The organism is Mycobacterium sp. 1245111.1, assembly GCF_001673405.1.
Lineage (GTDB): Bacteria > Actinomycetota > Actinomycetes > Mycobacteriales > Mycobacteriaceae > Mycobacterium.
This window is the reverse complement of sequence record NZ_LZLV01000043.1, coordinates 1-25,550: the sequence shown is the minus strand read 5'-3', so window position 1 is coordinate 25,550 and position 25,550 is coordinate 1. Positions and strand designations below refer to the sequence as shown.

Sequence of the window (25,550 nt, the reverse complement as noted above, 5' to 3'; positions counted from 1 at the left end):
GCTAATACGTAGTCCGGTCGGTTGTCGGAGACTCGAAGGCGGGAGGTTCTCGTGTACGTCTGCCTCTGCGAAGGTGTCACCAGCCAGACCGTCTCCGATGCGGTGGCCGACGGCGCGTCAACCTCCAAGGAGGTCGCCGCGAGATGCGGCGCCGGCCTGGACTGCGGCCGTTGCCGGCGCACGGTACGGGCGATCATCGAGGCCGCGGCTCAGCTGCAACCCACCGGGAGCTAGTGGTCAACTCCCCCGCTTGGCGGTGAAATCCGCCAGCGCCGCCGCGTTCGCCTGACCGCCCAAAAGCTCTGCGAAATGCGCATTTTCGCGCTCCGTCGCCGCGGCGATGTGCGGCAGAGTGGGCTCGACCATCGACTGCTTGACAGCGATCAGGCTTGGAATCGACCGCGAGGCCAGGATTTCGGCATGCCCGCGCGCCTCGGCAAGCAACTCGTCGGGTTCGCACACCTTCCAGACCATCCCCATGGTCAGCGCCTGCTGCGCGCTCACCCACTCCGAGGACATCAGCATCCAGGCCGCGTTCTGCCGGCCGATCAACCGCGGCAGCAGATACGACGACGCCGCCTCCGGTGCCACGCCCAGGCTGGTGAACGGACATTTCAGCCGGGCCGTCGACGACATGAATGCCAGGTCCGCGTAACCCAGAATGGTGGTACCGATGCCGACACCGACGCCGTTGACCGCGCAGATCAGTGGCTTGGGAAACCGGGTCAGGGCGTCGATCATCGTGGTGAAATGTGAGCCTTGGTTGGCCATTGCGGGATCGGTGATGCGGGCCTGCATCTCTTTGAGGTCGTTGCCGGCACTGAATGCGCGTCCGGCTCCGGTCAGCAGCACCACGGCGACGTCGGGATCCTCGGCAGCCTGGTGCAACGCCTCGGCGGTCGCTTGGTAGAGCGCCTCGTTGAACGCGTTGAGCGCGTCGGGCCGGTTCAGCGTGAGGGTGCGGACCCGGTTTTCGTCATCGATCTGGAGTATCACCGGGTCTCCTCAACCGTTGAAGGGTGTCTTGAGCACGTAGCGACTGGTCGGCACCGTGTCGATGTTCTCGTTGGCGCCGAAAGCCGAAGTGCTGGCGACCATTCGGGCCAGCCGCTGCTGCAGGTCGGCATCGTCGGCGGCGCCGAAGAACGCCTGCAGGTCGGTGACGGCCTCGATCGGGAACAGTTCCTCGACGATGCCGGCCAGCTGCGGCGCATCCGGCGTCAGCGCGCGCACCACCGGATTCTGCGTGTAGCCGAAGGTGGATTGCGTCTCGATCGCCACCGACGTGTGATCGTGCTGCCAGCGTTGCAGCCAGGTCGCGTGATCCAGCTCGGCCGGCCGACGCAACAAGGCGATGTTAGCCAAACCCGTTGTGCGCTGGCCTAGTTCGAGCGGCGCCAGACGCGGGTTGGATTCGGTGACCAGGTAGGCCGCGAGGTGATCGCACTCCATTTCCAGCAAGCGCAGCGCGGCTGAGATCTGATCGCCGTAGCACTGCTGGGTCCAGATGCTCACCACCGCGGCGACCGGCGGGTCGAGCGTCGTCAGCGTCATCAGTGAATGACGCACTGCGTGGTCTCGGACGTTGACGGTCAGGCCCTGGACCCCGAGCCGAAGAATGGCCTCGGCGACCGGTCCGCGCTGCCGTTGGCACCACTCCTCGTCGCGGTCTGCGGCCCTGAGCAGCGTCACTACCTTTTCCATGGCCGCAACCTATTCCGAGGGTTCCCGCGCCCAGCGCGGCTGGATGAATACGCCTTCGGCCTCGACGGTGACTCCCTCTGCGTCGGCGAGGTGGCCGACGGCGTAGGTCTTCACGCCCTCGGTGCGGCTGATGCGGGCCTCGGCATGCAGGTCCCCGAGCCGGGTCGCCCGCACGTAGCGGAAGTTGATGGTGCCGGTCAGGCGCGGATTGATGCCGTCGCTGGCGGCCTCCCCCAGCAGGTGATCCAGTACCAGCGCGGCCACGCCGCCATGGACGTGACCGGGAGGTCCTTCGTACGCGGCGCCGAGATGGAAGTCGCACACCGATGCACCGGAGTCGTCGCGGTGGATCTGCACCGGCGGCGCGAGCGGATTGCGGATGCCGATGACGGCGTTGCCCCAGGCCATCCGCTCACCCGTGGCCAGATAGCGCACACCGAAGCTTCCCTCGGTCTGCCGGTGGCGCAAACGTGCTGTGGCCGAGTCGATTTCGGCCTTGGCCGCCGCGACGGTATCGGCGTCCACCTCGGTCCTGATCGTCGCGTCGATCAACGCCCGAACCGACTCCGCGAGAGGCTGGTAGACCGCCCGTAGCCGTTCGACGTCCTCGGCGCTGAGGTCTTCGAGGGTGAAGTCCAACATCTAGCGAAACTAGAACACGTTCACTTCGACCGCGATACTGGGGTGGGTCTGGCTACCTGACGGGGCGTACTTGCTGGTCGCCAGCGAGCAGCTCGCCGATCAGACCGGCAAGTTGGCGGTACGGCCCTTCACGTCCACTGGACGAGCGAAACACCAACCCGATCCGCCTGCCGGGCCGCGGCGTGGCGAAGTACGCCAGGTCCAGGCGACTGCGCACGGTCTCCACGGGCACCGCGCTCTGCGGGATCAACGTCACGCCCAGCCCGCCCGCGACGCACTGCACGGCGGTGGCCAGCGACGCGGCCCGGGTGTTCGCCAGTTCGGCGTGCACGCCCGCTTTGCGACAGACATCCAGGGCCTGATCGCGCAGGCAGTGTCCCTCGTCGAGTAGCAGCAACGGTAGCTCGGCCAGCGCGGCGGGCGGCACACGTTTCCGACCCGCCAGCGGATGGCCGGGTGGCAGCGCCAGCACGAAATCTTCGTCGTAGATCGGAATTTCGGCGATGCCGCCGGTTTCGGCGGGCAGAGCGATCAGCGCCGCGTCGACTGAGCCCTCACGCAGCCCGATCAGCAGCCGTTCGGTCTGGTCCTCGATCACCCGCAGCGTCAGTCCGGGCAGTCGATCGTCCAGCCCGGCAAGCAATGTCGGCAATACGTAGGGCGCCACGGTCGGAATCAAGCCGAGCCGGATGGTGCCGTTCAATGGGTCGGCCGATCCCGCGGCGGCCGCGGTAAACGCGGTCGCCGCCTCGATCACCACCTGGGCCTGTGGCAATAGCGCGTGGCCTTCGGCCGTCAGGAAGACGCGACGGGTAGAGCGTTCCACCAACTGCACTCCGAGCCCGGTCTCCAGGGCCGAGAGCGCCTGCGACAAGGTCGATTGGCTGACGCCGAGAGTCGTTGCGGCGCTACCGAAGTGCTGCTTCTCGGCGACGGCGACGAACGCGCGGAGTCCGGCGATCGTCGGCTGATAACTCTTATCGGTCATACCTATCAGTATAGTGGGAAAGATCACCTTTTGTTCAAAGTGTGAATCGGGCATGCTGGAAGAAGCAAAATCTTGACTAAATCCAATTTGAGTGGAGGAGCGACATGGCACTGCTGACTATCGGCGACCAATTCCCGGCCTACGAGCTGACGGCGTTGATCGGGGGCGACCTTTCCAAGATCGACGCGCAACAGCCCGAAGACTACTTCACCACGATCTCCAGCGGCGACTTCGAGGGCAAGTGGCGGGTCGTCTTCTTCTGGCCGAAGGACTTCACCTTCGTGTGCCCCACCGAAATCGCCGCCTTCGGCAAGCTGAACGACGAGTTCATCGACCGCGACACCCAGGTGCTCGGTGTTTCGGTGGACAGCGAATTCGTGCACTTCCAGTGGCGCGCTCAGCATGAAGACCTGAAAAAGCTTCCGTTCCCGATGCTTTCGGACATCAAGAGGGAGCTGGTCGAGGCCACCGGTGCGCTCAACAAGGACGGCGTTGCCGACCGCGTCACGTACATCGTCGACCCGAACAACGAAATCCAGTTCGTCTCGGTGACCGCCGGTTCGGTGGGCCGCAACGTCGACGAGGTGCTGCGTGTGCTCGATGCCCTGCAGTCCGATGAGCTGTGCGCGTGCAACTGGCGCAAGGGTGACCCGACGCTGGACGCGGGTGAATTACTGAAGGCCTCGGCTTAATCGAGTCTGATCGGAGGAAGCGCGCACATGAGTATCGAAAACCTCAAGGAGTCATTGCCCGAGTACGCCAAGGACCTCAAGCTCAACCTCGGCTCGATCAGCCGTAGCACCGTGCTCGACACCGAACAGCTATGGGGCACGTTGCTGGCAAGCGCCGCCGCGACGCGAAACACCCAGGTGCTGGCCGAGATTGGTGCCGAGGCGGCCGACGAGTTGTCGGCCGAGGCCTACCAGGCGGCACTGGGCGCCGCGTCGATCATGGGCATGAACAACGTGTTCTATCGGGGCCGCGGCTTCCTGGACGGCAAATACGACGACCTGCGCCCGGGGTTGCGGATGAACATCATCGGCAACCCAGGCGTGGCCAAGGCGAACTTCGAGTTGTGGTCGTTCGCCGTCTCGTCGATCAACGGCTGTGAACACTGCGTGACCGCGCACGAGCACGCCTTACGTGAGGCGGGCGTCGACCGCGAGGCGATTCTGGAGGCGCTGAAGGCGGCGGCGATCGTCGCCGGCGTCGCCCAGGCGATCACCACCGCGCAAACGCTGGCGACCGCCGGATAGCCCTCGCCCGTAGACTCCGGGCTTGTGGTCGTCACCGACGTCGATCGGCAGCAGCTGCAACGCTGCGTCGAGCTTGCCCGCACCGCACTGGAAGCCGGACACGGTCCCTTCGGTGCGGTGCTGGTGGGCGCCGACGGGCGGGTGTTGTACGAGGACCACAACCGCGTCACCGATCGCGACCAGACGTTGCATGCCGAGCTGGGCGTCATCCGGTGGGCGGTCGCGAACATGGCTCCGGTGCAACGCATTCGCGCCACCTTGTACACGTCGTGCGAGCACTGCCCGATGTGCGCGGCCGCGCATGCCTGGGCGGGTCTGGGGCGCATCGTGTACGCGACGTCGAACGAACAGCTGGCGAAGTTGCTGACCGAATGGCATGCGCCGGCCCTGCCGGTGGCGATGATGCCGATCACCACGGTGGTGCCACGCGCGGTGGTCGATGGCCCGGTACCCGAACTCGACGAGGAGATGAGAGCGCTGTACGAAGCCAGGTACCGGCGATGACCGCGTCCGGCTGGGTCGAGCATGTGATCTGGTGGCACGCGTACCCGCTCGGTTTCGTGGGCGCGTTTCCGGCCGCGGCGCCCCCGGATGCTCACGAGCATCGACTGCGGCGCCTGGTCGACTGGTTCGACCACGCGATCGAGTTGGGCGCTTCCGGAATCGCGCTCGGGCCGATCTTCGCCTCACGCAGCCATGGATACGACACCACCGATCACTACCGCATCGACCCGCGCCTCGGCGACGACGACGACTTCGACCACCTGATCGCCGAGGCCCGCCGGCGCGGGTTACGGGTGCTGCTGGACGGGGTGTTCAACCACGTCGGCACCGAGTTTCCGCGTTACCGCGAGGCGGTCAATGACGACGCGGCCGCGCGCTGGTTTCGCGGGCGAGTGGGCCAATTCCATACCTTCGAGGGCCACGACGGCCTGATCACGCTCAACCACGACAACCCCGAGGTCGTCGACTACACCGCCGACGTGATGGCGCACTGGCTGAATCGGGGGGCTGACGGTTGGCGGCTGGATGCGGCTTACGCTGTGCCGCAGCATTTCTGGAATGCGGTGTTACCGCGGGTCCGTCAGTCGCACCCGGATGCCTGGTTTGTCGGCGAGCTGATTCACGGTGACTACGCCGCAGTGGTGCGTGACACCGGATTCGACTCGGCCACCCAGTACGAGTTGTGGAAAGCGATCTGGAGTGGCCTCAACGACGGCAACTTCTTCGAACTGGATCATGCCCTGCAGCGGCACAGCAAATTCTTGGAAACCTTTGCGCCGCTGACCTTTATCGGCAATCACGACGTCACCCGTATCGCAAGCCAACTCGAGCGTCCCGAGCATCTCGCCCATGCCCTGGTCATTCTGATGACCGTCGGCGGCGTCCCTAGCATCTACGCCGGCGACGAGCTCGGATATCGCGGCGTCAAAGAGGAACGATTCGGCGGCGACGACGCGGTGCGGCCCGAATTCGGCTCTCCCCCTGCCCCACTCGATGAGCGTGGTGTCCAGACGTGGTCGCTGCACCAGTACCTGGTCGGTCTGCGGCGACGGCACCCGTGGCTGCACGGCGCGTCGACATCGGCGCTGAAGCTCGACAATCGGCAATATGTGTACCGGACCAGCCGTGGCGATCAGGCGTTGACCGTTGCGCTCAATATCGACGACAAGCCCATGACCGTGCGGTTGGACTCCGGTGCGGCGGAGGTGATCGCCGGCAGCGGGGCGCCGCCGCAGGAGGTGGTCCATAAGCTGACCGTCGAGCCGGACGGCTGGCGCATTCTGCGACCGGCCTAAACCAGCCGCTGCAAAGTCAGCGGGTCTTCTTCGCCGTCGTAGTAGCGGGCCAGCAACTCGACGAAATCGCTGTTGTCGTCGGTCGCGTGGACGAACAGGGTCATCGACGACCGCACTTTCATGTCGTCAGGCGAGCCGAAGATTTCGCCGATCGATCGGCCTTGCACGGCGTTGACCAGCCGCGTGCACTCATGCAGCCGCGGTCCGAGCAGGTCGTGGCGAAGGTAGGCGCGCGCCTCGTCCAGTGAGGCGATCGCATATCGGGCCGCGGTGGCGCTGCTGCCCAGCCCGGCGATCTGCGGGAACACAAACCAGATCCAGTGGCTGCGCTTATGGCCGGCCCGTAGTTCGTCGAGCACCTGCTCGTAGACCCGGGCCTGCGCAGCGACGAACCGCTGCAGGTCGAAGGGGTCGCTTGCGGATTCCATATCACCTACGGTGGCACAGTGGTCAAACGGCGGATGCCGAGAGCGCGTGATCTCGCGCCGCTGATCCGTTTCCGCACGCCGCGGTTGGACCGCGCGCGGCGCCGCCTCGACGACGCGCTGACCATCGAGGATCTGCGGCGCGAGGCCAGGCGTCGCACCCCCCGGGCGGCGTTCGACTACACCGACGGCGCGGCCGAGGACGAGATCTCGCTGGATCGCGCGCGACAAGCCTTTCGAGACATTGAGTTTCATCCGACGATCCTGCGCGACGTGAGCAATGCCCGCACGGACTGGCAGGTGCTGGGCGGTCCGGTCGCGCTGCCGTTCGCCATTGCCCCGACGGGCTTCACCCGGCTGATGCACACCGAGGGCGAACTCGCGGGCGCCCGTGTCGCCGCCGCGGCCGGCATCCCGTTTTCGCTCTCGACGCTGGGGACCGCTTCGATCGAGGACGTGGCGGCCGCTGCGCCACAGGGCCGCAAGTGGTTTCAGCTTTACATGTGGCGCGACCGAGAGCGCTCGATGGCGTTGGTGAAGCGGGCGGCCGACGCCGGGTTCGACACCCTGCTGGCCACCGTCGACGTCCCGGTCGCCGGCGCCCGCCTGCGCGACGTTCGCAACGGAATGTCGATTCCGCCGGCGTTGACGTTGCGGACCGCACTCGACGCCGCGCGGCGGCCCCACTGGTGGTTCGACCTGCTGACGACTGAGCCGCTTTCGTTCGCATCGCTGGATCGCTGGTCCGGCACCGTGGGTGAATATCTGGATTCGATGTTCGACCCGACCCTGACGTTCGACGACCTGGCCTGGATCAAGGCGCAGTGGCCGGGCAAGCTCGTGGTCAAGGGCATCCAGACGCTCGACGACGCCCGCGCCGCGGTGGATCTCGGTGTGGACGGCATCGTGTTGTCCAATCATGGCGGCCGCCAACTGGATCGGGCCCCGGTGCCGTTTCATCTGCTGCCGACCGTCGCCCGTGAACTCGGCGAACACACCGAAATCCTGGTTGACACCGGTGTGATGTCCGGCGCCGACGTTGTCGCCGCGGTGGCGCTCGGGGCGCGCAGCGTCCTGGTCGGCCGGGCCTACCTGTACGGGCTGATGGCCGGCGGCGAGGCCGGCGTGCAACGGGCCGTCGACATCCTCGCCGCGCAATTGGTCCGCACCATGAAACTGCTGGGCGTCACCTGCCTCGAGGAACTATCCGCCAAGCACGTCACCCAGTTACGCCGACTGGTTCCGGTGGTCAGTGATGGGTCGACATGAACAGGTAGTAGCTGACGTAGGCGACCACGAACAGAGCGACCATCACCACCGACGTGGTTCGCTGGCTGTTCGTTTGCGCTCGATACCTGGGTGCACACGTCGTGACGGGAAAACCGAGCGCGGTCAAGATCTCCGCCGCGGGCCCCTGGCCGCCAGGGTCGATGTTGACCTGGCCACGATGGCGGACTTGGAGCTCGACCGTCAGCGGGTAGGACGGCAGATCCGCGTGGTGGCTGATCGATGCGGCGCCCCCGTGCTGGGCATGGTGGCTGGTCCCGGTGTCAAGCGCCGGCCTGATGTAGGCGTTCTCAATGTCCTCGCGTAACGCGAGCGGTGCGTCGTCGGCGTAGATGCCGTCCTGGTCGACGTATAGATCCACGGGGGCGCGCTGCGGTACCAGTGCGCACGACAGGGCGCGCGGGTAGATCGTGACGAACCCCACCAGGATGGCGGCGGCGGCGAGCAACTTCGTCGCGCCGGGCAGCACCGCGATGGCCGCGACCAGCAGCACCGAAGCAGCCACCGCTCCGCCGAATACCGACTTCACCCGGGGGTTCGTCTGCATCAGCGTCGCGTATCCGCGAAACATGACATGTGAATCTACGCGTCTCATCGACTACTTTTGCCACTTTTGCACGACCGTTCACACGGTTCACCGCGGGGTATGTCGGGGGCGGGGAATGAATTGGACTCAGTCCAGGTTGAGCGCATCAGGCTTAACTTTGGAGGAATAATGGCTGAAGCCAAATCAGTGCCGGTGTTGTTCGTCAGCGACCCGGTGGTGCTGCCCGGAATGGTCGTGCCGATCGCGTTGGACGACGCCGCCCGTGCGGCCGTCGACGCCGCTCGCGCCACCGAGTCGGGAACGCTGCTGATCGCTCCCCGACTCGACGACCGCTACCCGTCCTACGGTGTGCTCGCGACGATCGTCCAGGTTGGCCGAATCCCCGGCGGCGGTACCGCGGCGGTCGTCCGTGGCGAGCGCCGCGCCCACATCGGCGCCGGAGCCAGCGGCCCGGGCGCCGCGTTGTGGGTCGAGGTTACCGAGGTCGCCGATCGCGAACCCACCGACGAAACCCGCACGCTCGCGGTCGAATACAAGAAGCTGCTGCTGGCGATGCTGCAACGTCGTGAGGCGTGGGAACTGGTCGACGTGGTCAACAAGCTGACCGACCCGTCGGCGCTGGCGGATATGGCGGGCTACGCGTCGTATCTGACCGACATCCAGAAGCGCCAGCTGCTGGAGACCGAGGACGTGACCGAGCGGCTGCAGGCCCTGATCGACTGGACCGGCGACCACCTGGCCGAGGTCGAGGTCAACGACAAGATCTCCCAGGACGTCCGCGAGGGCATGGAAAAGCAGCAGAAGGAATTCCTGCTTCGCCAGCAGCTCAACGCGATCCGCAAGGAACTGGGCGAAGGCGAGCCCGAAGGATCCGACGACTATCGGGCCCGCGTGGAAGCGGCCGAGCTGCCGGACAAGGTCCGTGAGGCGGCGCTGCGCGAAGTCGGCAAGCTGGAACGCTCCAGCGACCAGAGCCCCGAAGGCGGCTGGATTCGCACGTGGCTGGACACCGTGCTCGACCTGCCGTGGAACGCCCGCACCGAGGACTCGACCGACCTCTCGGCCGCCCGCGAGATCCTCGACGCCGACCACCACGGCCTTGACGACGTCAAGGACCGCATCGTGGAGTACCTGGCGGTGCGAGCCCGGCGCGCCCAGCGTGGCCTGCAGGTGGTCGGCGGCCGGGGCTCCGGCGCCGTGATGGTGCTGGCCGGCCCGCCCGGTGTCGGTAAGACGTCGCTGGGCGAGAGCGTCGCCCGCGCGCTGGGTCGCAAGTTCGTCCGTGTCGCCCTGGGTGGTGTGCGCGACGAGGCCGAGATCCGCGGTCACCGACGGACCTACGTCGGCGCGTTGCCCGGCCGGATCGTTCGTGCCATCGGTGAAGCCGGGTCGATGAATCCTGTTGTGCTGCTTGACGAAATCGACAAGGTCGGCTCCGACTTCCGGGGCGACCCCAGTGCGGCGCTGCTGGAGGTGCTCGACCCCGCGCAAAACCACACGTTCCGCGACCACTACCTGGACCTGGATCTGGACTTGTCCGACGTGGTGTTCCTGGCCACCGCCAACGTGATCGAGAACATCCCGTCGGCGCTGCTGGACCGGATGGAGCTGGTGCAGATCGACGGCTACACCGAGGACGACAAGGTCGCGATCGCGCGCGACTTCCTGCTGCCCCGCCAGCGTGATCGTGCCGGGTTGACCGACGACGAGGTCAGCGTGACCGAGGATGCGCTGCGCAAGATCGCCGCCGACTACACCCGCGAACCGGGCATGCGTCAGTTCGAACGGCTGCTGGCCAAGGCGCTGCGTAAGGTGACCACGAAGCTGGCCGAGGTCAACGATCCGGTGACGATCGACGAACCGGATCTGGTGGATTACCTTGGCCGGCCGCGCTTTACGCCGGAGTCGGCCGAACGCACGGCGGTGCCGGGTGTCGCTACCGGCCTGGCGGTGACCGGGTTGGGTGGTGACGTGCTCTACATCGAGGCGGGCGCCAACGACGGTGAACCGGGTCTGCAGTTGACCGGTCAGCTGGGCGACGTGATGAAGGAGTCGGCTCAGATCGCGCTGTCTTACGTGCGTTCGCACGCGTCAGAGCTGGGCGTCGACCCCGCGACGCTCAACCGTCGGATCCACGTGCACGTGCCCGCGGGCGCCGTCCCGAAGGATGGCCCGTCGGCCGGTGTCACGATGGTCACCGCGTTGGTGTCGATGGCCACCGGACGGCAGGTCCGCGCCGACGTCGGCATGACCGGCGAGGTGACGCTGAACGGCCGGGTGCTGCCGATCGGCGGCGTCAAGCAGAAGCTGTTGGCCGCCCAGCGGGCCGGGCTCAAGACGGTGTTCATCCCGCAGCGCAACGAGCCCGACCTGGACGATGTGCCCGCGGAGGTGCTCGAGGCGTTGGACGTCAAGCCGATGACCGACGTCGCCGAGATCGTCGCCCAAGCCTTGGAGCCGGCGCCGCAAGCGGTGACCGCCGCCGCCTGACCACGCGCAGACCGCGCCCCGGAGTGACTGCAACGTCACTGCCGACGCCGAGCGTGACTCTAGTTTCACGTTCGGCGTCGGCCCTGTCGGTCCGCGGCGCTAGCGTTGCGCATGGCTTACGACACCCACCTGGCCGACCGCATCCGAGAACTGCTGGGCACTGTCCGCGGCGTCGATGAGAAGGCGATGTTCGGCGGCCTCGCGTTTTTGATCCACGGCAACATGTCCGTGGCCGTCAGCAAGGACGGCGGAATCCTGGTACGGGTACCGCCGGATGAGACCGAAAAGTACTTGGCGCGAGCCCATGTCGAGCCGATGGTAATGGCGGGTCGTGAGGCCCGCGGGTGGATCCGCGTCGACGCTGACGGCATCAAGACCAAACGGCAGCTGGCCGCCTGGGTGACGCGCGGCGTCGAGTTCGCCCAAGTACTGCCACCCAAGTAACGACCACGTTTGCGAACCCCGGGTGCGGGTACGCCGTCAACCATGGACCAGCACAAGCGCGTGGTTCGACGACTTCTGAAAGTCGCCGGGACGACATACGCCGCCGAGGCGGACGTCCGAATCGGCGATAAACCGATGCCGCTCTTTCAACTCCTGGTGCTGTGCATGCTCGCCAGCAAGCCCATCGATGCCGCGATTGCGATGCGGGCCGGGCATGAATTGTTCAGCGCCGGCCTCAAGACACCGAAGGCCGTCCTCGATGCCGAGCGGCAGACCATGATCGCGGCGTTCGGTCGTGCGCACTATGTGCGCTACGACGAGAGCTCGGCGACCCGGCTTACCGAGATGGCCCAGCGCGTCGTCGACGACTACTCCGGTGACTTGCGAGAAATCCCCCGGCGGACATCCAACAACGTGGCGGCCGCCAAGCAAATGTTGAAGCAGTTCAAGGGAATTGGCGACACCGGAGCCGACATATTCCTCCGCGAAGTCCAGGATGTCTGGACATGGGTCCGGCCGCACTTCGACAAGCGTGCCACACGAACCGCCAAGGCTCTTGGCCTGCCGGGCGACCCGGAAAAGCTTGGCGCGCTTGCGCCGAGGGCTAATGCCAGACTGGCCGCGGCGCTGGTACGGGCATCCCTCGATGACGACGTGCGCCGGCAAGTCGCCGGTTGAGTAGTCCGGTGACTGTGCGAATTGGCACGTCGGGTTGGTCCTACGACCACTGGGCCGGAGTGCTGTATCCACCGAAACTGCCGGCCGCGCGACGCCTCCGCCTTTATGTCGAGGAATTCGACACCGTGGAACTCAACGCCAGCTTCTATCGCTGGCCGAAGGATTCGACGTTCCTGAAATGGCGAACCGAACTGCCGGATGGCTTCGCGATGTCGGTCAAGGCGCACCGTGGCCTGAGCCACTACCGCCGGCTGAACGCCCCGGAGCCGTGGATCGAGCGCTTCGAACGCTGCTGGGAGCTGCTCGACGGTCGCCGCGGCGCCGTGCTGGTCCAACTCCACCCCGAGCAGGCCCGCGACGACGAACGCCTCGATGCCTTTCTGGCACGCGTGCCGCAGCATATCCGGATCGCCATGGAGCTACGGCATCCGTCCTGGGACGATCCCGGGGTCTATGCGCTGCTGGAAAAGCACCGCGCAGCCTACGTCGTGACCAGCGGCGCGGGCATGCGGTGCGTTCCCGTGGCGACCTCCGATTTGGTCTACGTCCGCATGCACGGACCCGCCTCAGACGACCTGTACAGCGGGTCCTACTCGCGAGAAGATCTCGAGACATGGGCAGCGCGAATTATCAAGTGGGACAGCGAAGGCCGAGACGTGTTGGTCTACTTCAACAATGACCTAGGCGGCCACGCGGTGCGGAACACACGCGTCCTAGTGGACATGTTGCCCGCACGCGTCACTGGTAGTAGGTAGTCGACAGATAGGAGCGATCGTGGCTGACTCAAAAACATTCGTCATCGTCGGTGGTGGGCTGGGCGGCGCCAAGGCCGCTGAGGCGCTGAGGGACAAAGGCTTCGGCGGAAAAGTCGTGCTGCTCGCCGACGAGGAGTACCTGCCCTACGAGCGACCGCCGCTATCGAAAGAGTTTCTGGCCGGCAAGAAGTCGCTCGGCGATTTCACCGTGCACGACTCAGAGTGGTACCGCACGAACAAGATTGAACTGCGCACCGACACCGCGGCCGTCGCGATCGATCCGGCCGCTCACACCGTCGCGTTGTCCGACGACAGTAGCGTCCACTACGACAAGCTGCTGCTCGCCACCGGATCACGCCCGCGATGGTTGACCATTCCTGGCGCCGATTCCACCGGTGTCCATTACCTGCGCAAGTACGACGACGCGGCCAACCTGGACACCGCCCTCAAAGAGGGGACGTCGTTGGCGATCGTCGGAGCCGGCTGGATCGGGTTGGAGGTCGCGGCGAGCGCGCGTCAACGCGGCGTGGACGTGACTGTCGTTGAGACCGCGAAGGTTCCGCTGAGCGCCGCGGTCGGCCAGGAAGTTGGCAAGGTGTTCGCCCAACTGCATCGCGACCACGGAGTGGACCTGCGCCTGGAGACCGAAGTCAAGGCGATCACCACCGAGGACGGCAAAGCCACCGGCCTGAAACTGGGCGACGGGTCGACCGTCGCCGCCGACCGCGTACTAGTCGCCGTCGGTGCTCAGCCCAATATCGAACTGGCCGAGCGGGCCGGTCTTCCGACGGCAGACGGCGGGGTGCTCGTCGATGCGTCGTTGTGTTCGGGCAACCCCGACATCTACGCGGTCGGCGACATCGCCGCCGCCGAGCATCCACTGTTCGAGGAACGAATACGCACCGAGCACTGGGCCAATGCGCTCAAGCAGCCTGACGTCGCGGTCGCCGGCATGCTCGGCGAGCCCGGTGAATACCAGGAGCTGCCATACTTTTTCACCGACCAGTACGACCTGGGTATGGAATACGCCGGCCACGCCCCGAGCTACCAGCGGGTGGTGTTCCGCGGCGACAAGGCTGCCCGGGAATTCGTCGCGTTGTGGCTGGACACCGAGAATCGGGTGTTGGCCGGCATGCAGGTCAACGTCTGGGACGCTCTCGACGACATCAAGAGCTTGATCCGCAAAAAGGCTCCCGTGGACCCGGACAGCTTGGCCGACCCGCAAGTCCCGCTGAGCGACGCCGTCAGCTGACCGAGATGACGTCGGGCAGGCGCGACCCCTGAAGCCGCTCCCGCTCTGCGCGGCGACGCTTGGCGCGCAGCCGGGCATCGGAAGGCACGGTGACGGCCTCGTCGCAGGTGAGGTAGAAGATTTCGCCCGCGACGTCGATGAATTCGGCGGCAACGAGCCGAGAACCCAACTCGCGCAATGTCATCCGTAGCTCGTGGGTGAACTTGATGGTGGTGTCGTACGCCAGTTCCCGGGAGGCGCGGGCACTGGCGGCCAGCCGTTCGGGCAGCTTCGCGTCGGGTTCGATCGACGGGATCGGCCGCGGAAGCTCGGTGGCGGCGCGCCCGGCCGCGGCGAGCAGGATCGCCGGATCGTCACCGATCATCAGGTTGGCCAATTCGACCTCCCCCGGACCGCGGTGCCCGATCTCGCTGATCGCCGCCGCAAAGGCCGCCCCGATCGTCTGCGACTGCGCGCTGATGCCGTCGAGATCGCCGTCGATCGCCCGCGCGCACAGCTGCAAGTTCTGCCGGATCATCGCGGCCAGCGCGGACGTCTTGGCCGCCACCGCATGGCTTTGCAGCATTTCGCCCAGCCCGGCGACGGCGACGTGGACGCCACGGCGTTCCACGGTCGCCGCGGTCACGCCGCTGTCGATCAGCCACAAACCGGTCAGCGCCCAACCCTGGTGAATCCGGTCGCGGAGCAGCCGGACCCGCGCTTGTAGTTGGGCGTCCGACAGCGAATTCAGTTGCGCCGCAGACAGATGCTCGGCGGTCGCGGCCATGAGATACGCCCGGGTATCTGCCTTCAGATGCCGCAGGATCGTGACGGCACGTTTGACCGCTATGGCTTTTGCGGCGGCAGTGCCGAGCCGACCGCCCTGCGGCGGGCGGCCGGCCGGAAACAGTTCGATCGGTGTGTCGCCCAGCGACTTTCGGATGACTTCGTCAACGTCCCAGCCGGGGAGCCGCTCCGCCGCGATGACGGTCGCCGAAACGCCAACGTAGGGGCGGTGACCGAAGACCGCGATGGACCTGCTTTCCCACTCGGCGGCAACGATTTCGCCACATGCCATCACCGGGCTGATCATCCGTGCGGCCGCGCGTAGGCCACCCAGCTGGACGTCGAGCGTCATCGGGGTCAACGGCCCCGGCAGCGTCTCGGCCAGCGGGGCCGCACCGAACACCGGAAAGCGCGGGTCGACCCGATCGTCGAATTCGCCTTCCTGCTCGTCCGGCGAGGCCGACCGCAGCGGTGTCCCATCCCACGGCTCGATCGGCGGAACGACCTCGACCGGTAATGCGAGATGTCCGGGTACCTCGATAGTGCCGGTGGCGGTCAGCTTGCGGCCGACCAGCCCGCGGGTCGTATCGGCGATGGCATCCGCTGTCGACCAAGCGAATTCGAACCGCCACCCTTCGGGTGTCGCCGCGACATCGAGATCCGGGATCAGCTGCGGCCAGCCCGAAAGGCGGGCGCGCCAGGTCCTGCGGTCTACGGGTCGCAACATGTCTCGTGCCGCCACCGCGTCGACCGGATCCGGGTTCGCCAGGTCAACCACTCCGGTGCGGTTGGTCGCGACAGTGAGCACCAGGAAGCGAAGAAGATCGTCGAAGTGCAACACCCGCAACGACTCCGCCGTCGTCTTGACGTGCAGCAGGCTGCCGATGGTTCGGCAGATCATCCAGTCGAGCTGGCGACCCACCAACGGAGCGATGCGCACCACCAGGCCCGGCGCCCATCCGCTGGCCACCAGGGTCTCGGCCTGCTCGCAGAGAGTCGGTTCACCGGCCGCGGCGGACACGTAGATCAATCGGGCTCCTGCACGCGCCGACGCGTGTGCCACCCGGACGAGGCCGTCGATCCCCGCGCTACCGGGTGCGTCGGGTTCGACCGGAGCGACGTGCAGCACCACATCGGCCGAGTCGGCCAGCTGTTGCAGCACCGAATCCGCGAGTGAGGCCCGCACATAGTCGACGTCGGGATGCAGGTTCGCGTGGGGGTGAGCCGCGATGCCGGCGACCGCATGGCCGGCGGCAACCAATTGCCGGGCCAGGGCGCGCCCTAGCGTGCCGGTGACGCCGGTCAGCAGAATCCGCACGCCCGAGCACCTCCACGGCGTCTAGTTGAATGAAAGACAATAGTCGCGCCGAGCGGTCGCGGGTAGCTTTCAGCTACCCCTGTTAACTCATTGCAATGTGGCGGAACCGTCACCAGCGACCTTGACCTCGGCGCCGCCAATGTCTTCCTGCACGGTCGCAGCCGCCGCGTCGGGGTCGGCGATCAACGCCAGCGTGCGACGCTCGTCGGGGGTGCGAACCGCCAGGAACGCCCTCTCGGGCTGACCCTCCCGATCGAACGGTGTCGTCCAGGCCTCAACCGTGCCCACCCCGTCCCATGTCACCGCGGCGGTGCGGGTCGGCTCGCGGTCAACCGCGGATTGCACATCCTCCCAACGGAATTCGGATTTCGGTGGCTCAGTGCCGTATACCCCAAAGCTGTGCTTTGTCAGGTAGCCGCCGTTGGCCGTGACGAGCCCGTGGCGGCCGGGATGCTCGGTCAGCAGTTGGGCCATCGTCGCGATGGAATGCGTGACGTAGTTGTTCCAGGGACCACCGGCGAACGTCAGTCCGCCCGTCACGGTCAGCGGCCGGGCCGGATCGTCGGGCGGCAGTCCGAGTTCGTGGGCCGCGACCTGGACGGCGGACGGGAAGCAGGAGTACAGGTCGACGTAGTTCATGTCGTCGATGCCGAACCCCGCCAGCTCCAGCGCTCGGGCGCCGCCGATCCGGATGGCCGGCGACCGGTGCAGTTCGGCCCGCTCGCTGATCGAGTACGTGTCATGCGCATCGGTGCCGGCGTACGGGTACACCCACTGCTCGGTCGGGATGCCCAGCCGGGTGGCGGCTTCGACCGACGTCAAGATCAGCGCGGCGCCCTGGTCGACCATGTTGTTGGAGTTCATGAGTTTGGTATAGGGCCAGCTGATCATCCGGTTCGTCAGGCCCGGCTGCGAAATCTCCTCGGCTGTAACGGGTTTGCGGATCCAGGCATGCGGATTCCGCACCGCGACCTCGTTGAATCGTGCCCACAACTCGCTGATGCGTTTGCGGTGGTCGTCGACCGATTCCCCGGTGCTGACGCGCAGCGCCTGCTCGAACATCGGGTAGATGTAGGCCGGGCGGTCCAGCTTGATGCGGATCTCCGAATCCCCGGCCATCGGCACGTTGTCGTTGCTGCCCTCGGGCTGCGGGATCGAGTCGTCCTGCGCGGTGCACGTCAGCCGCTGCCCCGCGGCGCGCAACTGAGTCCGGGTCCGCCACATCTCCGCACCGGCGACCAGCACTACGTCGGCGCTCCCCCGCTGGATGTCCACGCACGCCCGGTTGACCAGCGTCTGAGGGACGTTGCCCCCGATGCCGCTGTAGCGGGTGGTGAAGTCTTCGATGCCGAGGCGTTGGCCGAGCAGCAGTGCGGGGTCGCGGTAGTACACCGACAGCAGGTTGACCACCCGGATCGAGTCGACGGCTTCGAGAACGCGCGCGCGGGCGGCTTCGCGTGCCGCCGCGGCCATCAGGTCGACCGGTTCGAGCGTGTTGTCCTGGGCGGGCTCGCGATGGTTGACCTGGCCGTGGGCGACCAGCACAGGCGTTCTGGGGTGGACGGGCATCAAGCAGGGCCTTCCGCGGTGTCGGTGGATGCGAACAGCACCCCGTCGTTGATCAGGCGCTCGGTTTCCTCGCTGCTCATGCCGAGGACCTTGAGGCAGATTTCACGGGTGTCCTGCCCGGGCAGCGGCGCGGGCCGCTGCGGTGCCGGCGGGATGTGCCGAAACGGGGCCGGGCCGGTCTCGGCCGGCAGGACGTTGTCGAACAGCGGATGAGTCATGTCGCTGAACAACTTTCGCTCGCGCAGTTGCGCGTCTTCCAGTACGTCGGGTGGGCGATTCATCTGCCCGGCGGGCACACCGGCGGCCTGCAGAGCCTCGGCTACCTGCCGCGGGCCGCGCTCACGCGTCCACCCCGACACCAGAGCGACGAGCTCGCCGCGATGTGCCAGCCGTGCCTCGCCGGTCGCGAACCGCGGATCGTCGGCGAACCCGAAAATCGTTCTGGCTGAGAGCCAGTCGTCGTCGGTGCGGATCGAGATCACACACCACTCGTCGTCGCCGGCACACGGGAACACCTCGTGGACGCTGGTGTCGTCGTCCAGTTGGGCGCCGTCGTCGGCGCGCGCGGCATCGGTGACGTAACGCGCGTCGAGCTGATTGACCACCGCCTCCGCTTGCGAGACATGCACGCGCGCGCCGCCGCCGGTCCGGTCGCGGTGGATCAGCGCGGCGAGCGCGCCGATCGCCGTGATCCGGCCGACCACGTGATCGGGGAATACCGTTGTCGCGTCGTAGAAGCGGTGCCGCGACCCGGAGTCGTTGTGCGAATACGGGTCGGTCCACAGCTTGCTGACCCCCGCGGTCGCGCGCACCAGCGGGCCATAGCCCAGCCGGTTGCTCCACGGCCCGCGGTCACCAAACGCGCTGCTTTCGGCCAGCACCACACGCGGATTCAGCGAGTGCAACGTGTCGTACGGAAAGCCCAGCGCGGCAAGCGTTCCCGGCTTGAAGTTGGCGAACACCGCATCCGCATCGGCCACCAGCCCGCTGAACACCTGCCGGCCCGCCTCGCTACGCAGGTCCACGCCGAACGCTAGATTGTTGCGATGTGTCCAGGCGAACGACTCGCTCATCGGGTCGCCGATGCGCGCCTGGCGCAGTCCGTCCGGGTAGGCCGGACTTTCGACCTTGATGACCTCGGCGCCCAGGTCGCCGAAGAGCCGGCTGAGTTCACCGCCGGCGACGATGATGCCGAGGTCGACGATGCGCAGCCCGTCGAACGGACGCGGGCCGGACCTGGCGGGCGCTGCGATCGTCGCCGGGTCCGCGGTCCAACGGGCGTCGTGGTCCCCGGCTGGCGGCGCGGGCACGCGAAACCCGATGTGACGACCGTTGACCGAGTAGTAGCCGGTCGGGATCGTGGTGCGCACGCCCGGCACCAGTTCGGCGTCGGTCACGGCGTCCACCGCCTGGAAGTGCTCGGACGCCAGAATCTGGGCGGGATCCAGCACGGCGGATATCGGGACTCCGTGCGACTGTCCTTCGGCGACAAGCGCTTTCATCGTCTGGTCGGCGAACAGCTGCTGAACCAGCAGGCCGATCTGCGGCCACGCCTTGAATCGCGCGGCGATCACGTCGTACTTGGGGTCCTGGAATTCTTCGGGCTCCCCCAGCCACCGGCGCAGCCCATGCCACTGTCGCGGCGACATCACGCACAACCGAACGTAGCCGTCCTGGCACGCGTAGATCGGATAGGCGTCCTGGTTCTTCGGGCGTCCACGCCACCGGTCCGGATGCCGAATACCCGCGGCGGCCTGCCCGTGCGCCCCGAACGCTGGATCGAGTGCCATCACGACGGACTCGAATCGTGAGAAGTCGATGTAATCGCCTGTGCCACAGCGTAATCTGTTGTAGTACGCGACCAGTGCCGACCATGCGGCCTGGACGGCGGCGGTGGCCGAGGCAATGCCGTTCGGCGGTGAAACCGGCGTGCCGGTGGTGGGGCCGGACCTGGCCAGCGCCCCCGAGAGCGCGTAGAGGACCGGGTCGGTGGCCCGCCACGACGCCAGCGGCCCGGTCCTGCCGAAGTCGGTCACCGACAGCGCAACCAGGTGTGGAAATCGGTCGGCCAACTCTTCGCAGGAGGTCCCGTAGGCCGCGGCCTGGCCGGGGGTCCCGCTGTCGACGACGATGTCGGCGCTGGCGGCCAGCGCGACCAGCCGCTCGCGGTCGTGCGGGTCGGACGGGTCCAGCACGGTGCTGCGCTTGTTCGCGTTGTGCAGCGCGAAGCGGACGCCGGTGCCGCGCAGCGTCGGCCGGCTGGTGCGCGACGGGCTGCCGCCCGGCGGCTCCACCTTCAGCACGTCGGCGCCCAGGTCGGCCAGCAGTCGGGTGACCGCGTCGCCGTCGTCGTCGCAAAGGTCGAGCACCCGCAGCGACGCAAGCAGGTCGTCAGGCATCAGGTCAGCGTAGTTGGCAGGTGTCAAGTTCCCCCACCTGCCTTGGCCTTCTGCGCGATCCACCGAGTGTGCGCACAATTGGATGGATGGGCTTGACGAGGGCGACGCTGTCCAAAGACGAATGCGCCGGCATCCACGCGTACTGGCGGGCCGCGAACTATCTGTCCGTGGGGCAGATTTACCTTCTCGACAACGCGCTGCTGCGCGAGCCACTGAGAACCGAACACGTCAAGCCGCGACTGCTGGGTCACTGGGGCACCACGCCGGGCCTGAACCTGATCTACGCCCACCTGAACCGCGTAATCCGTCACCGCGATGCGAACGTCATCTTCATCACCGGGCCGGGCCATGGCGGTCCGGGGCTGGTGGCCAACGCCTATCTCGAGGGCACCTACAGCGAGGTGTACACCGGCATCGAAGAGGACAGCGACGGGCTACGAAAGTTGTTCCGGCAGTTCTCCTTTCCCGGCGGGATCCCCAGCCACGTCGCAGCACAGACGCCGGGTTCGATCCATGAGGGCGGAGAACTCGGCTATTCGCTGGTGCACGCGTTCGGCGCGGCATTCGACAACCCCGATTTGGTGGTGGCCTGCGTCGTCGGCGACGGCGAAGCCGAGACCGGGCCACTTGCCGCGAGCTGGCACTCCAACAAGTTCCTCGATCCGGTCACCGACGGCGCGGTGTTGCCGATCCTGCATCTCAACGGCTACAAGATCGCGAACCCGACCGTGCTGGCCCGCATCCCGCACACCGAACTCGAGTCAATGCTGCGTGGCTACGGATACCGGCCGATCACGGTCGCCGGAGACGATCCGGCGGGTGTGCACCAACAGCTCGCGGCCGCGCTGGACGACGCCTTCGACGACATTGCGGCCATTCAGCGGCACGCCCGCGGCGGCGCCGGCACCGAACGACCGGTGTGGCCGATGATCGTGCTGCGTACCCCGAAAGGCTGGACCGGGCCCCACGAGGTCGACGGCAAGCAGGTCGAGGGCACCTGGCGGGCCCACCAGGTACCGCTCTCCGAGACACGCGACAACCCCGCTCACCGCACACAGCTCGAAGACTGGCTGCGAAGCTACCGGCCAGAGGAATTGTTCGACGACGACGGGCGACTGCGCGCGGAGCTGCGGGCGCTGGCGCCGACCGGCACGCGGCGGATGAGTGCCAACCCACACGCCAACGGCGGCCTGTTGCTTCATGACTTGGACCTGCCCGATTTCCGCGATTACGCGGTAGCCGTCCCGGAGCCTGGCACCACTACCCACGAGGCGACCCGGGTGCTGGGCACATTCCTGCGCGACGTCATCGCACGCAACCCCGACCGGTTCCGCCTGATGGGTCCCGACGAGACCGCCTCAAACAGACTCGACGCGGTCTACGAGTCGACGGACAAGGTGTGGATGTCGGAGACGCTGCCGGTCGATGAAAACCTCTCGCCCTCGGGCCGAGTGATGGAAGTACTGTCCGAACATCTATGCCAAGGCTGGCTCGAGGGTTACCTGCTGACCGGTCGGCACGGCCTGTTCAACTGCTACGAGGCATTCGTGCACATCGTCGACTCGATGCTCAACCAGCACGCGAAATGGCTGGCCACCAGTCGCGAACTGCCGTGGCGGCAGCCGATCGCATCGCTCAATTACCTGCTGAGCAGCCATGTCTGGCGCCAAGACCACAACGGGGCCACCCACCAGGATCCCGGCTTCATCGATCTCGTCGCCAACAAGCGTGCCGAGATCACCCGTGTGTATCTGCCGCCGGACGGCAACACGCTGCTCTCGGTGGCCGACCACTGCCTCCGCAGTCGCGACTACGTGAACGTCATCGTGGCCGGCAAACAGCCCGCACTGGCCTACCTCGACATGGAATCCGCGGTCGCGCACTGCACCCGCGGGTTGGGCATCTGGCAGTGGGCGAGCACCGCGACCGGCGAGCCCGACGTGGTGCTGGCGTGTGCCGGCGACATCCCGACCCAGGAGACGCTGGCGGCCGCCGACATCCTGCGCCGCGAGCTGCCCGACCTGGCCGTGCGGGTGGTCAACGTCGTCGACCTGATGCGGCTACTTCCTGACACCGAACACCCACATGGCTTGCCGGACAACGAGTTCGACGCACTGTTCGGCGTCGGCATACCGGTGATCTTTGCGTATCACGGATATCCCTGGTTGATTCACCGGTTGACCTACACCCGCGCCAACCACGATCACATCCACGTCCGCGGCTTCAAAGAACGGGGCACCACCACGACACCGTTCGACATGGTCATGCTCAACGATCTGGACCGCTTCCACCTGGTGATGGATGTCGTCGACCGCGTCGACGGCCTGGCGGGGCGGGCCGCGGTGTTCCGTCAGCGGATGGCCGACGCCCGACTCGCCGCGCGCCGGTACACCCGCGAGCACGGCGAGGACGACCCGCACATCTCTGGCTGGGTTTGGGGAAACGACTGACGCGCGCCGGTAGCCTAGTGAGATGTCTGGCTACGAGAGCGCCGCGGCCGAACCGCATCCGCTGCTCGCGCAGCTCTCGGCGCTGCACCACTTCCGCATTCAGGTCGACGTCGCCGTTGTCGTGGTCGTGCTGGCAGTGACCAACCTGATCGCACACTTCACGACGCCGTGGGCGAGCGTCGTGACGGTGCCGCTGGCGGCGATCGGGCTGGTGGCCTGGTTGCGGGTGAATGGCCTCGGTTGGGCCGAACTCGGACTCGGCCGCGAGCACTGGAAATCCGGGGCCGCCTACGCCGTCGGCGCGGTCGCGTTGGTGGTGACGGTGATCGCGGTCGGCGCGCTGCTGCCGCTGACCCGGCCGATGTTCATGAACCACCACTACGCGACGATCTCGGGCGCGCTGCTCGCCTCGATGATCATCATTCCGCTGCAGACTGTCATTCCCGAGGAGCTGGCGTTCCGCGGCGTCCTGCACGGTGCGTTGAATCGTGCCTGGGGTTTTCGCGGGGTCGCGCTGGCCGGGTCGTTGCTGTTCGGGCTCTGGCACGTCGCCACCTCGCTCGGGTTGACAAGCAGCAACGTCGGCTTCACCCGACTGTTCGGCGGCGGCGTTGTGGGCATGCTGGCCGGGGTGGTGATGGCGGTGGTCGCCACGGGCGCCGCCGGTTTTGTGTTCAGCTGGCTGCGACGACGCAGCGGCAGCCTGCTCGCGCCGATCGCGTTGCACTGGTCGCTCAACGGATTGGGAGCGCTGGCGGCAGCGCTGGTCTGGCAGCTGTCCAGCTGACACCTACACGAGCAGCACCGCCGCCCCCGAGATGCGTCCGGCGCTGAGATCCGACAATGCCCGATCCGCTTGGCTCAGTGAATATTCCGGCGTTGTCACCGTGACGTGATGCTCGGCGACGAAGTCGAGGAACGCCCGCGCGTCGGCGCGGGTGTTCGCGGTCACCGAGCGAATCTGGCGCTCCTGGAACAAGTGACGCTGGTAGTTCAGCGCGGGGATGTCGCTGAGATGGATTCCCGCGATCGCCAGCGTGCCGCCCCGGTCCAGCGCCTCCAGCGCCGGCAGCACCAGATCTCCCACCGGCGCGAACAGGATTGCGGCGTCAAGCTTTACCGGTGGCGGGTCGGAGGCCTCCTGCGCCGAGGCCGCGCCCAGATCGAGGGCCAGCTGCTGGGCTGCGACGCCTCGCGTCATCACGTGCACCTCGGCGCCCTGCGCCAAGGCCACCTGCGCGGTGATGTGCGCGCTGCCACCGAACCCGTAGAGCCCCAATCGGCCACCGGGCGGTAGCGCCGCGCGCTGCAACGACCGGTAGCCGATGATGCCGGCACACAGCAGCGGCGCCAGTTCGCTGTCGCTGTAACCGTCCGGCAAGTGGTGAGCGTAAGCCGCGGGGACCGTGGTGAATTCGGCGTATCCGCCGTCGGCGTCCCATCCCGTGTAGCGGGAATTCGGACAGAGGTTTTCGTCACCGCGTCGGCAGTAGGTGCAGGCCCCGCAGGTGTGGCGCAGCCAGGCGATCCCGACTCGGTCTCCGACGCGAAACTGGCCTCCGGCGTCGGTGCCGACGTCGACGACCTCGCCCACCACTTCATGTCCCGGCGTCACCCGCTTCCGATGCACCGGCAGGTCGCCTTCGGTGACATGCAGGTCGGTGCGGCATACCCCGCAGGCGCGCACGGCGACCAACAGCTCGCCCGGGCCGGGTCGCGGAACGTCCGTGCTGACGTACTCGAGAGGCCCGGTGCCGACCGGGCCCGGGCGCGCGACCTGCCACGCGTGCATCGTGGTCGTCAGGTGCGCGACCTGGCTGTCTTGTAGATGAACAACAGCAGCACGGCACCGACCAGCGCACCCAAGAAGGAATGGTTGATCGGCGGGGTGACCGTGAACTTGTGCGGCGGAAAGACGACGCTGCCCAGTGTGCCGCCCACGTAGGCGCCGACGATGCCAAGCAGAGACGTTGCGATCAAGCCCAACGGCTGGCTGCCGGGGACAATCAGTCGTGCGACGAGGCCGACGATCAGGCCGAGGATGAGCATCCAGATGATGTGCAGAATCATGACCGGCTCCTACCCGTATTGATGTGTGGCCAGCCCGCTGCTGGACCCGGACCGCGTATACCCGCGGCAGCGCAATTATTCGCGCGTCCGGCAGGCCGCGGCTAGGTCGAAACGGCGCCGGGTGCCGACGCCGCGCCGTTCCCGCCGGCCGGCTGTCCCGGGGCGGGTGCCGGTGGCGCCGGCGGAGGCGCTGCCGGCGCCGGCGGTGAGGGTGCTGCCGGAGGAGGCGGCGGAGCGGGCGCGCCCGGAGCCGGCGGGGGTGCTGCCGGAGCAGGAGCCGGTGGCGCTGGCGCGCCGGGTACGGGTGCGGGCCCGGGCGCGGCGACCAGCGGACGGACCGACTCGGCCAGCGCCTTCGCGCCCACCTTGTCCACGGGGTTGTTGCCGGTGCCCAGCCACACCACGAACCAGCGCTGGGCCGCCGCACCCGCCGGCTCCGGTGGACTGACCACGCCGGCCCAGATCTGGCCGTTGGGTTTGGTGGTGTCGCTGAACTTCACCTCGTAGTACGACGCTCCCCCTGCCGCGCCGTTGGCGCCCAGCGGAATCGTCTCCTGGTTCAATCGGGTGCCGGGATAGGGCATGAAGAACTCACCCATGTCGGATGCCAGTCGGGCCGCGGCCTTGGCGTCGTCGGCTTCCGCGCTGGCATACAGCTTCTGGTCCAACTTGCCGAGCACCACCCGGGTGTCGTTGGCGACCGGCGGCGGCT

General features: G+C 67.1%; 25 protein-coding genes. 13 read left to right on the top strand and 12 right to left on the bottom strand.

Annotation, left to right across the window (positions count from 1 at the left end; all coding sequences use genetic code 11):
- The first annotated feature begins 51 nt into the window (after positions 1-51).
- On the top strand, positions 52-234 hold the full coding sequence (locus A5658_RS08500) for a bacterioferritin-associated ferredoxin (protein ID WP_067333054.1): 183 nt from the start codon (positions 52-54) through the stop codon (positions 232-234).
- Between the two features lie 3 nt (positions 235-237).
- Here the strand turns inward: A5658_RS08500 and A5658_RS08495 are convergent, their stop codons facing one another.
- Genes A5658_RS08495 through A5658_RS08480 form a run of 4 tightly spaced genes read right to left on the bottom strand, consistent with a single transcriptional unit; the run spans position 238 to position 3,334 of the window.
- Positions 238-996 carry an enoyl-CoA hydratase/isomerase family protein gene (locus tag A5658_RS08495; protein ID WP_067333053.1) on the bottom strand — a complete coding sequence of 253 codons (759 nt, stop codon included), beginning with the start codon at positions 994-996 and terminating at the stop codon, positions 238-240.
- Between the two features lie 9 nt (positions 997-1,005).
- Positions 1,006-1,704 (bottom strand): EthD domain-containing protein, encoded by a 699-nt coding sequence (locus A5658_RS08490; protein WP_067333052.1) that lies wholly within the window; start codon positions 1,702-1,704, stop codon positions 1,006-1,008.
- Positions 1,705-1,713: 9 nt separating this feature from the next.
- Positions 1,714-2,346 (bottom strand): PaaI family thioesterase, encoded by a 633-nt coding sequence (locus A5658_RS08485; protein ID WP_067333051.1) that lies wholly within the window; start codon positions 2,344-2,346, stop codon positions 1,714-1,716.
- A 52-nt stretch (positions 2,347-2,398) separates the two neighbouring features.
- Positions 2,399-3,334 carry a hydrogen peroxide-inducible genes activator gene (locus tag A5658_RS08480; protein ID WP_067333050.1) on the bottom strand — a complete coding sequence of 312 codons (936 nt, stop codon included), beginning with the start codon at positions 3,332-3,334 and terminating at the stop codon, positions 2,399-2,401.
- A gap of 104 nt (positions 3,335-3,438) precedes the next feature.
- Here A5658_RS08480 and A5658_RS08475 point away from each other — a divergent pair, with 104 nt between their 5' ends.
- From A5658_RS08475 to A5658_RS08460, 4 genes are read left to right on the top strand one after another with little or no spacing between them, the layout of a single operon-like run.
- Complete coding sequence (locus A5658_RS08475) at positions 3,439-4,026, top strand: peroxiredoxin (protein ID WP_067333049.1); 588 nt, start codon at positions 3,439-3,441, stop codon at positions 4,024-4,026.
- Positions 4,027-4,053: 27 nt separating this feature from the next.
- Entirely contained in the window at positions 4,054-4,590 is a 537-nt protein-coding gene (locus tag A5658_RS08470; protein WP_067333048.1) for an alkyl hydroperoxide reductase, read from the top strand.
- A gap of 24 nt (positions 4,591-4,614) precedes the next feature.
- A complete protein-coding gene (locus tag A5658_RS08465) occupies positions 4,615-5,094 on the top strand; it encodes a nucleoside deaminase (RefSeq protein WP_067333047.1) in 480 nt (159 codons plus the stop codon).
- Positions 5,091-6,389: an alpha-amylase family protein gene (locus A5658_RS08460; protein WP_067333046.1), complete on the top strand. Its 1,299-nt coding sequence runs from the start codon at positions 5,091-5,093 to the stop codon at positions 6,387-6,389. Before A5658_RS08465 ends, A5658_RS08460 begins: the two co-directional genes overlap by 4 nt.
- Here the strand turns inward: A5658_RS08460 and A5658_RS08455 are convergent.
- On the bottom strand, positions 6,386-6,817 hold the full coding sequence (locus A5658_RS08455) for a DUF1810 domain-containing protein (protein WP_067333045.1): 432 nt from the start codon (positions 6,815-6,817) through the stop codon (positions 6,386-6,388). The genes A5658_RS08460 and A5658_RS08455 overlap by 4 nt on opposite strands.
- A 33-nt stretch (positions 6,818-6,850) precedes the next feature.
- On the opposite strand from A5658_RS08455, the gene A5658_RS08450 reads away from it, so the two are divergent.
- Positions 6,851-8,083 (top strand): alpha-hydroxy acid oxidase, encoded by a 1,233-nt coding sequence (locus A5658_RS08450; protein WP_067333096.1) that lies wholly within the window; start codon positions 6,851-6,853, stop codon positions 8,081-8,083.
- Here the strand turns inward: A5658_RS08450 and A5658_RS08445 are convergent.
- Positions 8,064-8,672 carry a hypothetical protein gene (locus A5658_RS08445; protein ID WP_067333044.1) on the bottom strand — a complete coding sequence of 203 codons (609 nt, stop codon included), beginning with the start codon at positions 8,670-8,672 and terminating at the stop codon, positions 8,064-8,066. The two genes, A5658_RS08450 and A5658_RS08445, sit on opposite strands and share 20 nt — an antisense overlap.
- 144 nt (positions 8,673-8,816) lie before the next feature.
- Here A5658_RS08445 and lon point away from each other — a divergent pair, with 144 nt between their 5' ends.
- From lon to A5658_RS08420, 5 genes are all read left to right on the top strand, one after another.
- The gene (lon, locus tag A5658_RS08440; protein ID WP_067333043.1) at positions 8,817-11,138 is read left to right on the top strand and encodes an endopeptidase La; all 2,322 of its coding nucleotides are present in this window, start codon (positions 8,817-8,819) and stop codon (positions 11,136-11,138) included.
- A 111-nt stretch (positions 11,139-11,249) separates the two neighbouring features.
- Positions 11,250-11,582, top strand: coding sequence for a TfoX/Sxy family protein (locus A5658_RS08435; protein ID WP_067333042.1), 333 nt, complete (start codon positions 11,250-11,252; stop codon positions 11,580-11,582).
- Positions 11,583-11,624: 42 nt separating this feature from the next.
- Complete coding sequence (locus A5658_RS08430; protein ID WP_067333041.1) at positions 11,625-12,260, top strand: endonuclease; 636 nt, start codon at positions 11,625-11,627, stop codon at positions 12,258-12,260.
- Between the two features lie 8 nt (positions 12,261-12,268).
- Positions 12,269-13,015, top strand: coding sequence for a DUF72 domain-containing protein (locus A5658_RS08425; RefSeq protein WP_067333040.1), 747 nt, complete (start codon positions 12,269-12,271; stop codon positions 13,013-13,015).
- A gap of 19 nt (positions 13,016-13,034) precedes the next feature.
- A complete protein-coding gene (locus A5658_RS08420) occupies positions 13,035-14,267 on the top strand; it encodes an NAD(P)/FAD-dependent oxidoreductase (protein ID WP_067333039.1) in 1,233 nt (410 codons plus the stop codon).
- On the opposite strand, the gene A5658_RS08415 is transcribed toward A5658_RS08420, so the two are convergent.
- From A5658_RS08415 to A5658_RS08405, 3 genes are all read right to left on the bottom strand, one after another.
- Positions 14,260-16,350, bottom strand: coding sequence for an NAD-dependent epimerase/dehydratase family protein (locus A5658_RS08415; protein WP_067333038.1), 2,091 nt, complete (start codon positions 16,348-16,350; stop codon positions 14,260-14,262). The genes A5658_RS08420 and A5658_RS08415 overlap by 8 nt on opposite strands.
- Before the next feature lie 87 nt (positions 16,351-16,437).
- Positions 16,438-17,919: an acetyl-CoA acetyltransferase gene (locus tag A5658_RS08410; RefSeq protein ID WP_067333037.1), complete on the bottom strand. Its 1,482-nt coding sequence runs from the start codon at positions 17,917-17,919 to the stop codon at positions 16,438-16,440.
- Entirely contained in the window at positions 17,919-20,318 is a 2,400-nt protein-coding gene (locus A5658_RS08405; protein WP_067333036.1) for a CaiB/BaiF CoA-transferase family protein, read from the bottom strand. The genes A5658_RS08410 and A5658_RS08405 overlap by 1 nt, the downstream gene beginning before the upstream one ends.
- Before the next feature lie 86 nt (positions 20,319-20,404).
- Between A5658_RS08405 and A5658_RS08400 the strand changes: the two genes are divergently transcribed.
- Positions 20,405-22,768 carry a phosphoketolase gene (locus tag A5658_RS08400; RefSeq protein ID WP_067333035.1) on the top strand — a complete coding sequence of 788 codons (2,364 nt, stop codon included), beginning with the start codon at positions 20,405-20,407 and terminating at the stop codon, positions 22,766-22,768.
- 22 nt (positions 22,769-22,790) lie between these two features.
- A complete protein-coding gene (locus A5658_RS08395) occupies positions 22,791-23,555 on the top strand; it encodes a CPBP family intramembrane glutamic endopeptidase (protein ID WP_067333034.1) in 765 nt (254 codons plus the stop codon).
- A gap of 3 nt (positions 23,556-23,558) precedes the next feature.
- On the opposite strand, the gene A5658_RS08390 is transcribed toward A5658_RS08395, so the two are convergent.
- From A5658_RS08390 to A5658_RS08380, 3 genes are all read right to left on the bottom strand, one after another.
- Positions 23,559-24,560 (bottom strand): zinc-binding alcohol dehydrogenase family protein, encoded by a 1,002-nt coding sequence (locus A5658_RS08390; RefSeq protein WP_067333033.1) that lies wholly within the window; start codon positions 24,558-24,560, stop codon positions 23,559-23,561.
- A gap of 8 nt (positions 24,561-24,568) precedes the next feature.
- On the bottom strand, positions 24,569-24,838 hold the full coding sequence (locus A5658_RS08385; protein WP_067333032.1) for a GlsB/YeaQ/YmgE family stress response membrane protein: 270 nt from the start codon (positions 24,836-24,838) through the stop codon (positions 24,569-24,571).
- A gap of 101 nt (positions 24,839-24,939) precedes the next feature.
- Positions 24,940-25,550 (bottom strand): alanine and proline-rich secreted protein Apa (locus A5658_RS08380; RefSeq protein ID WP_231997249.1); only part of this gene is annotated, 611 nt, incomplete at its 5' end.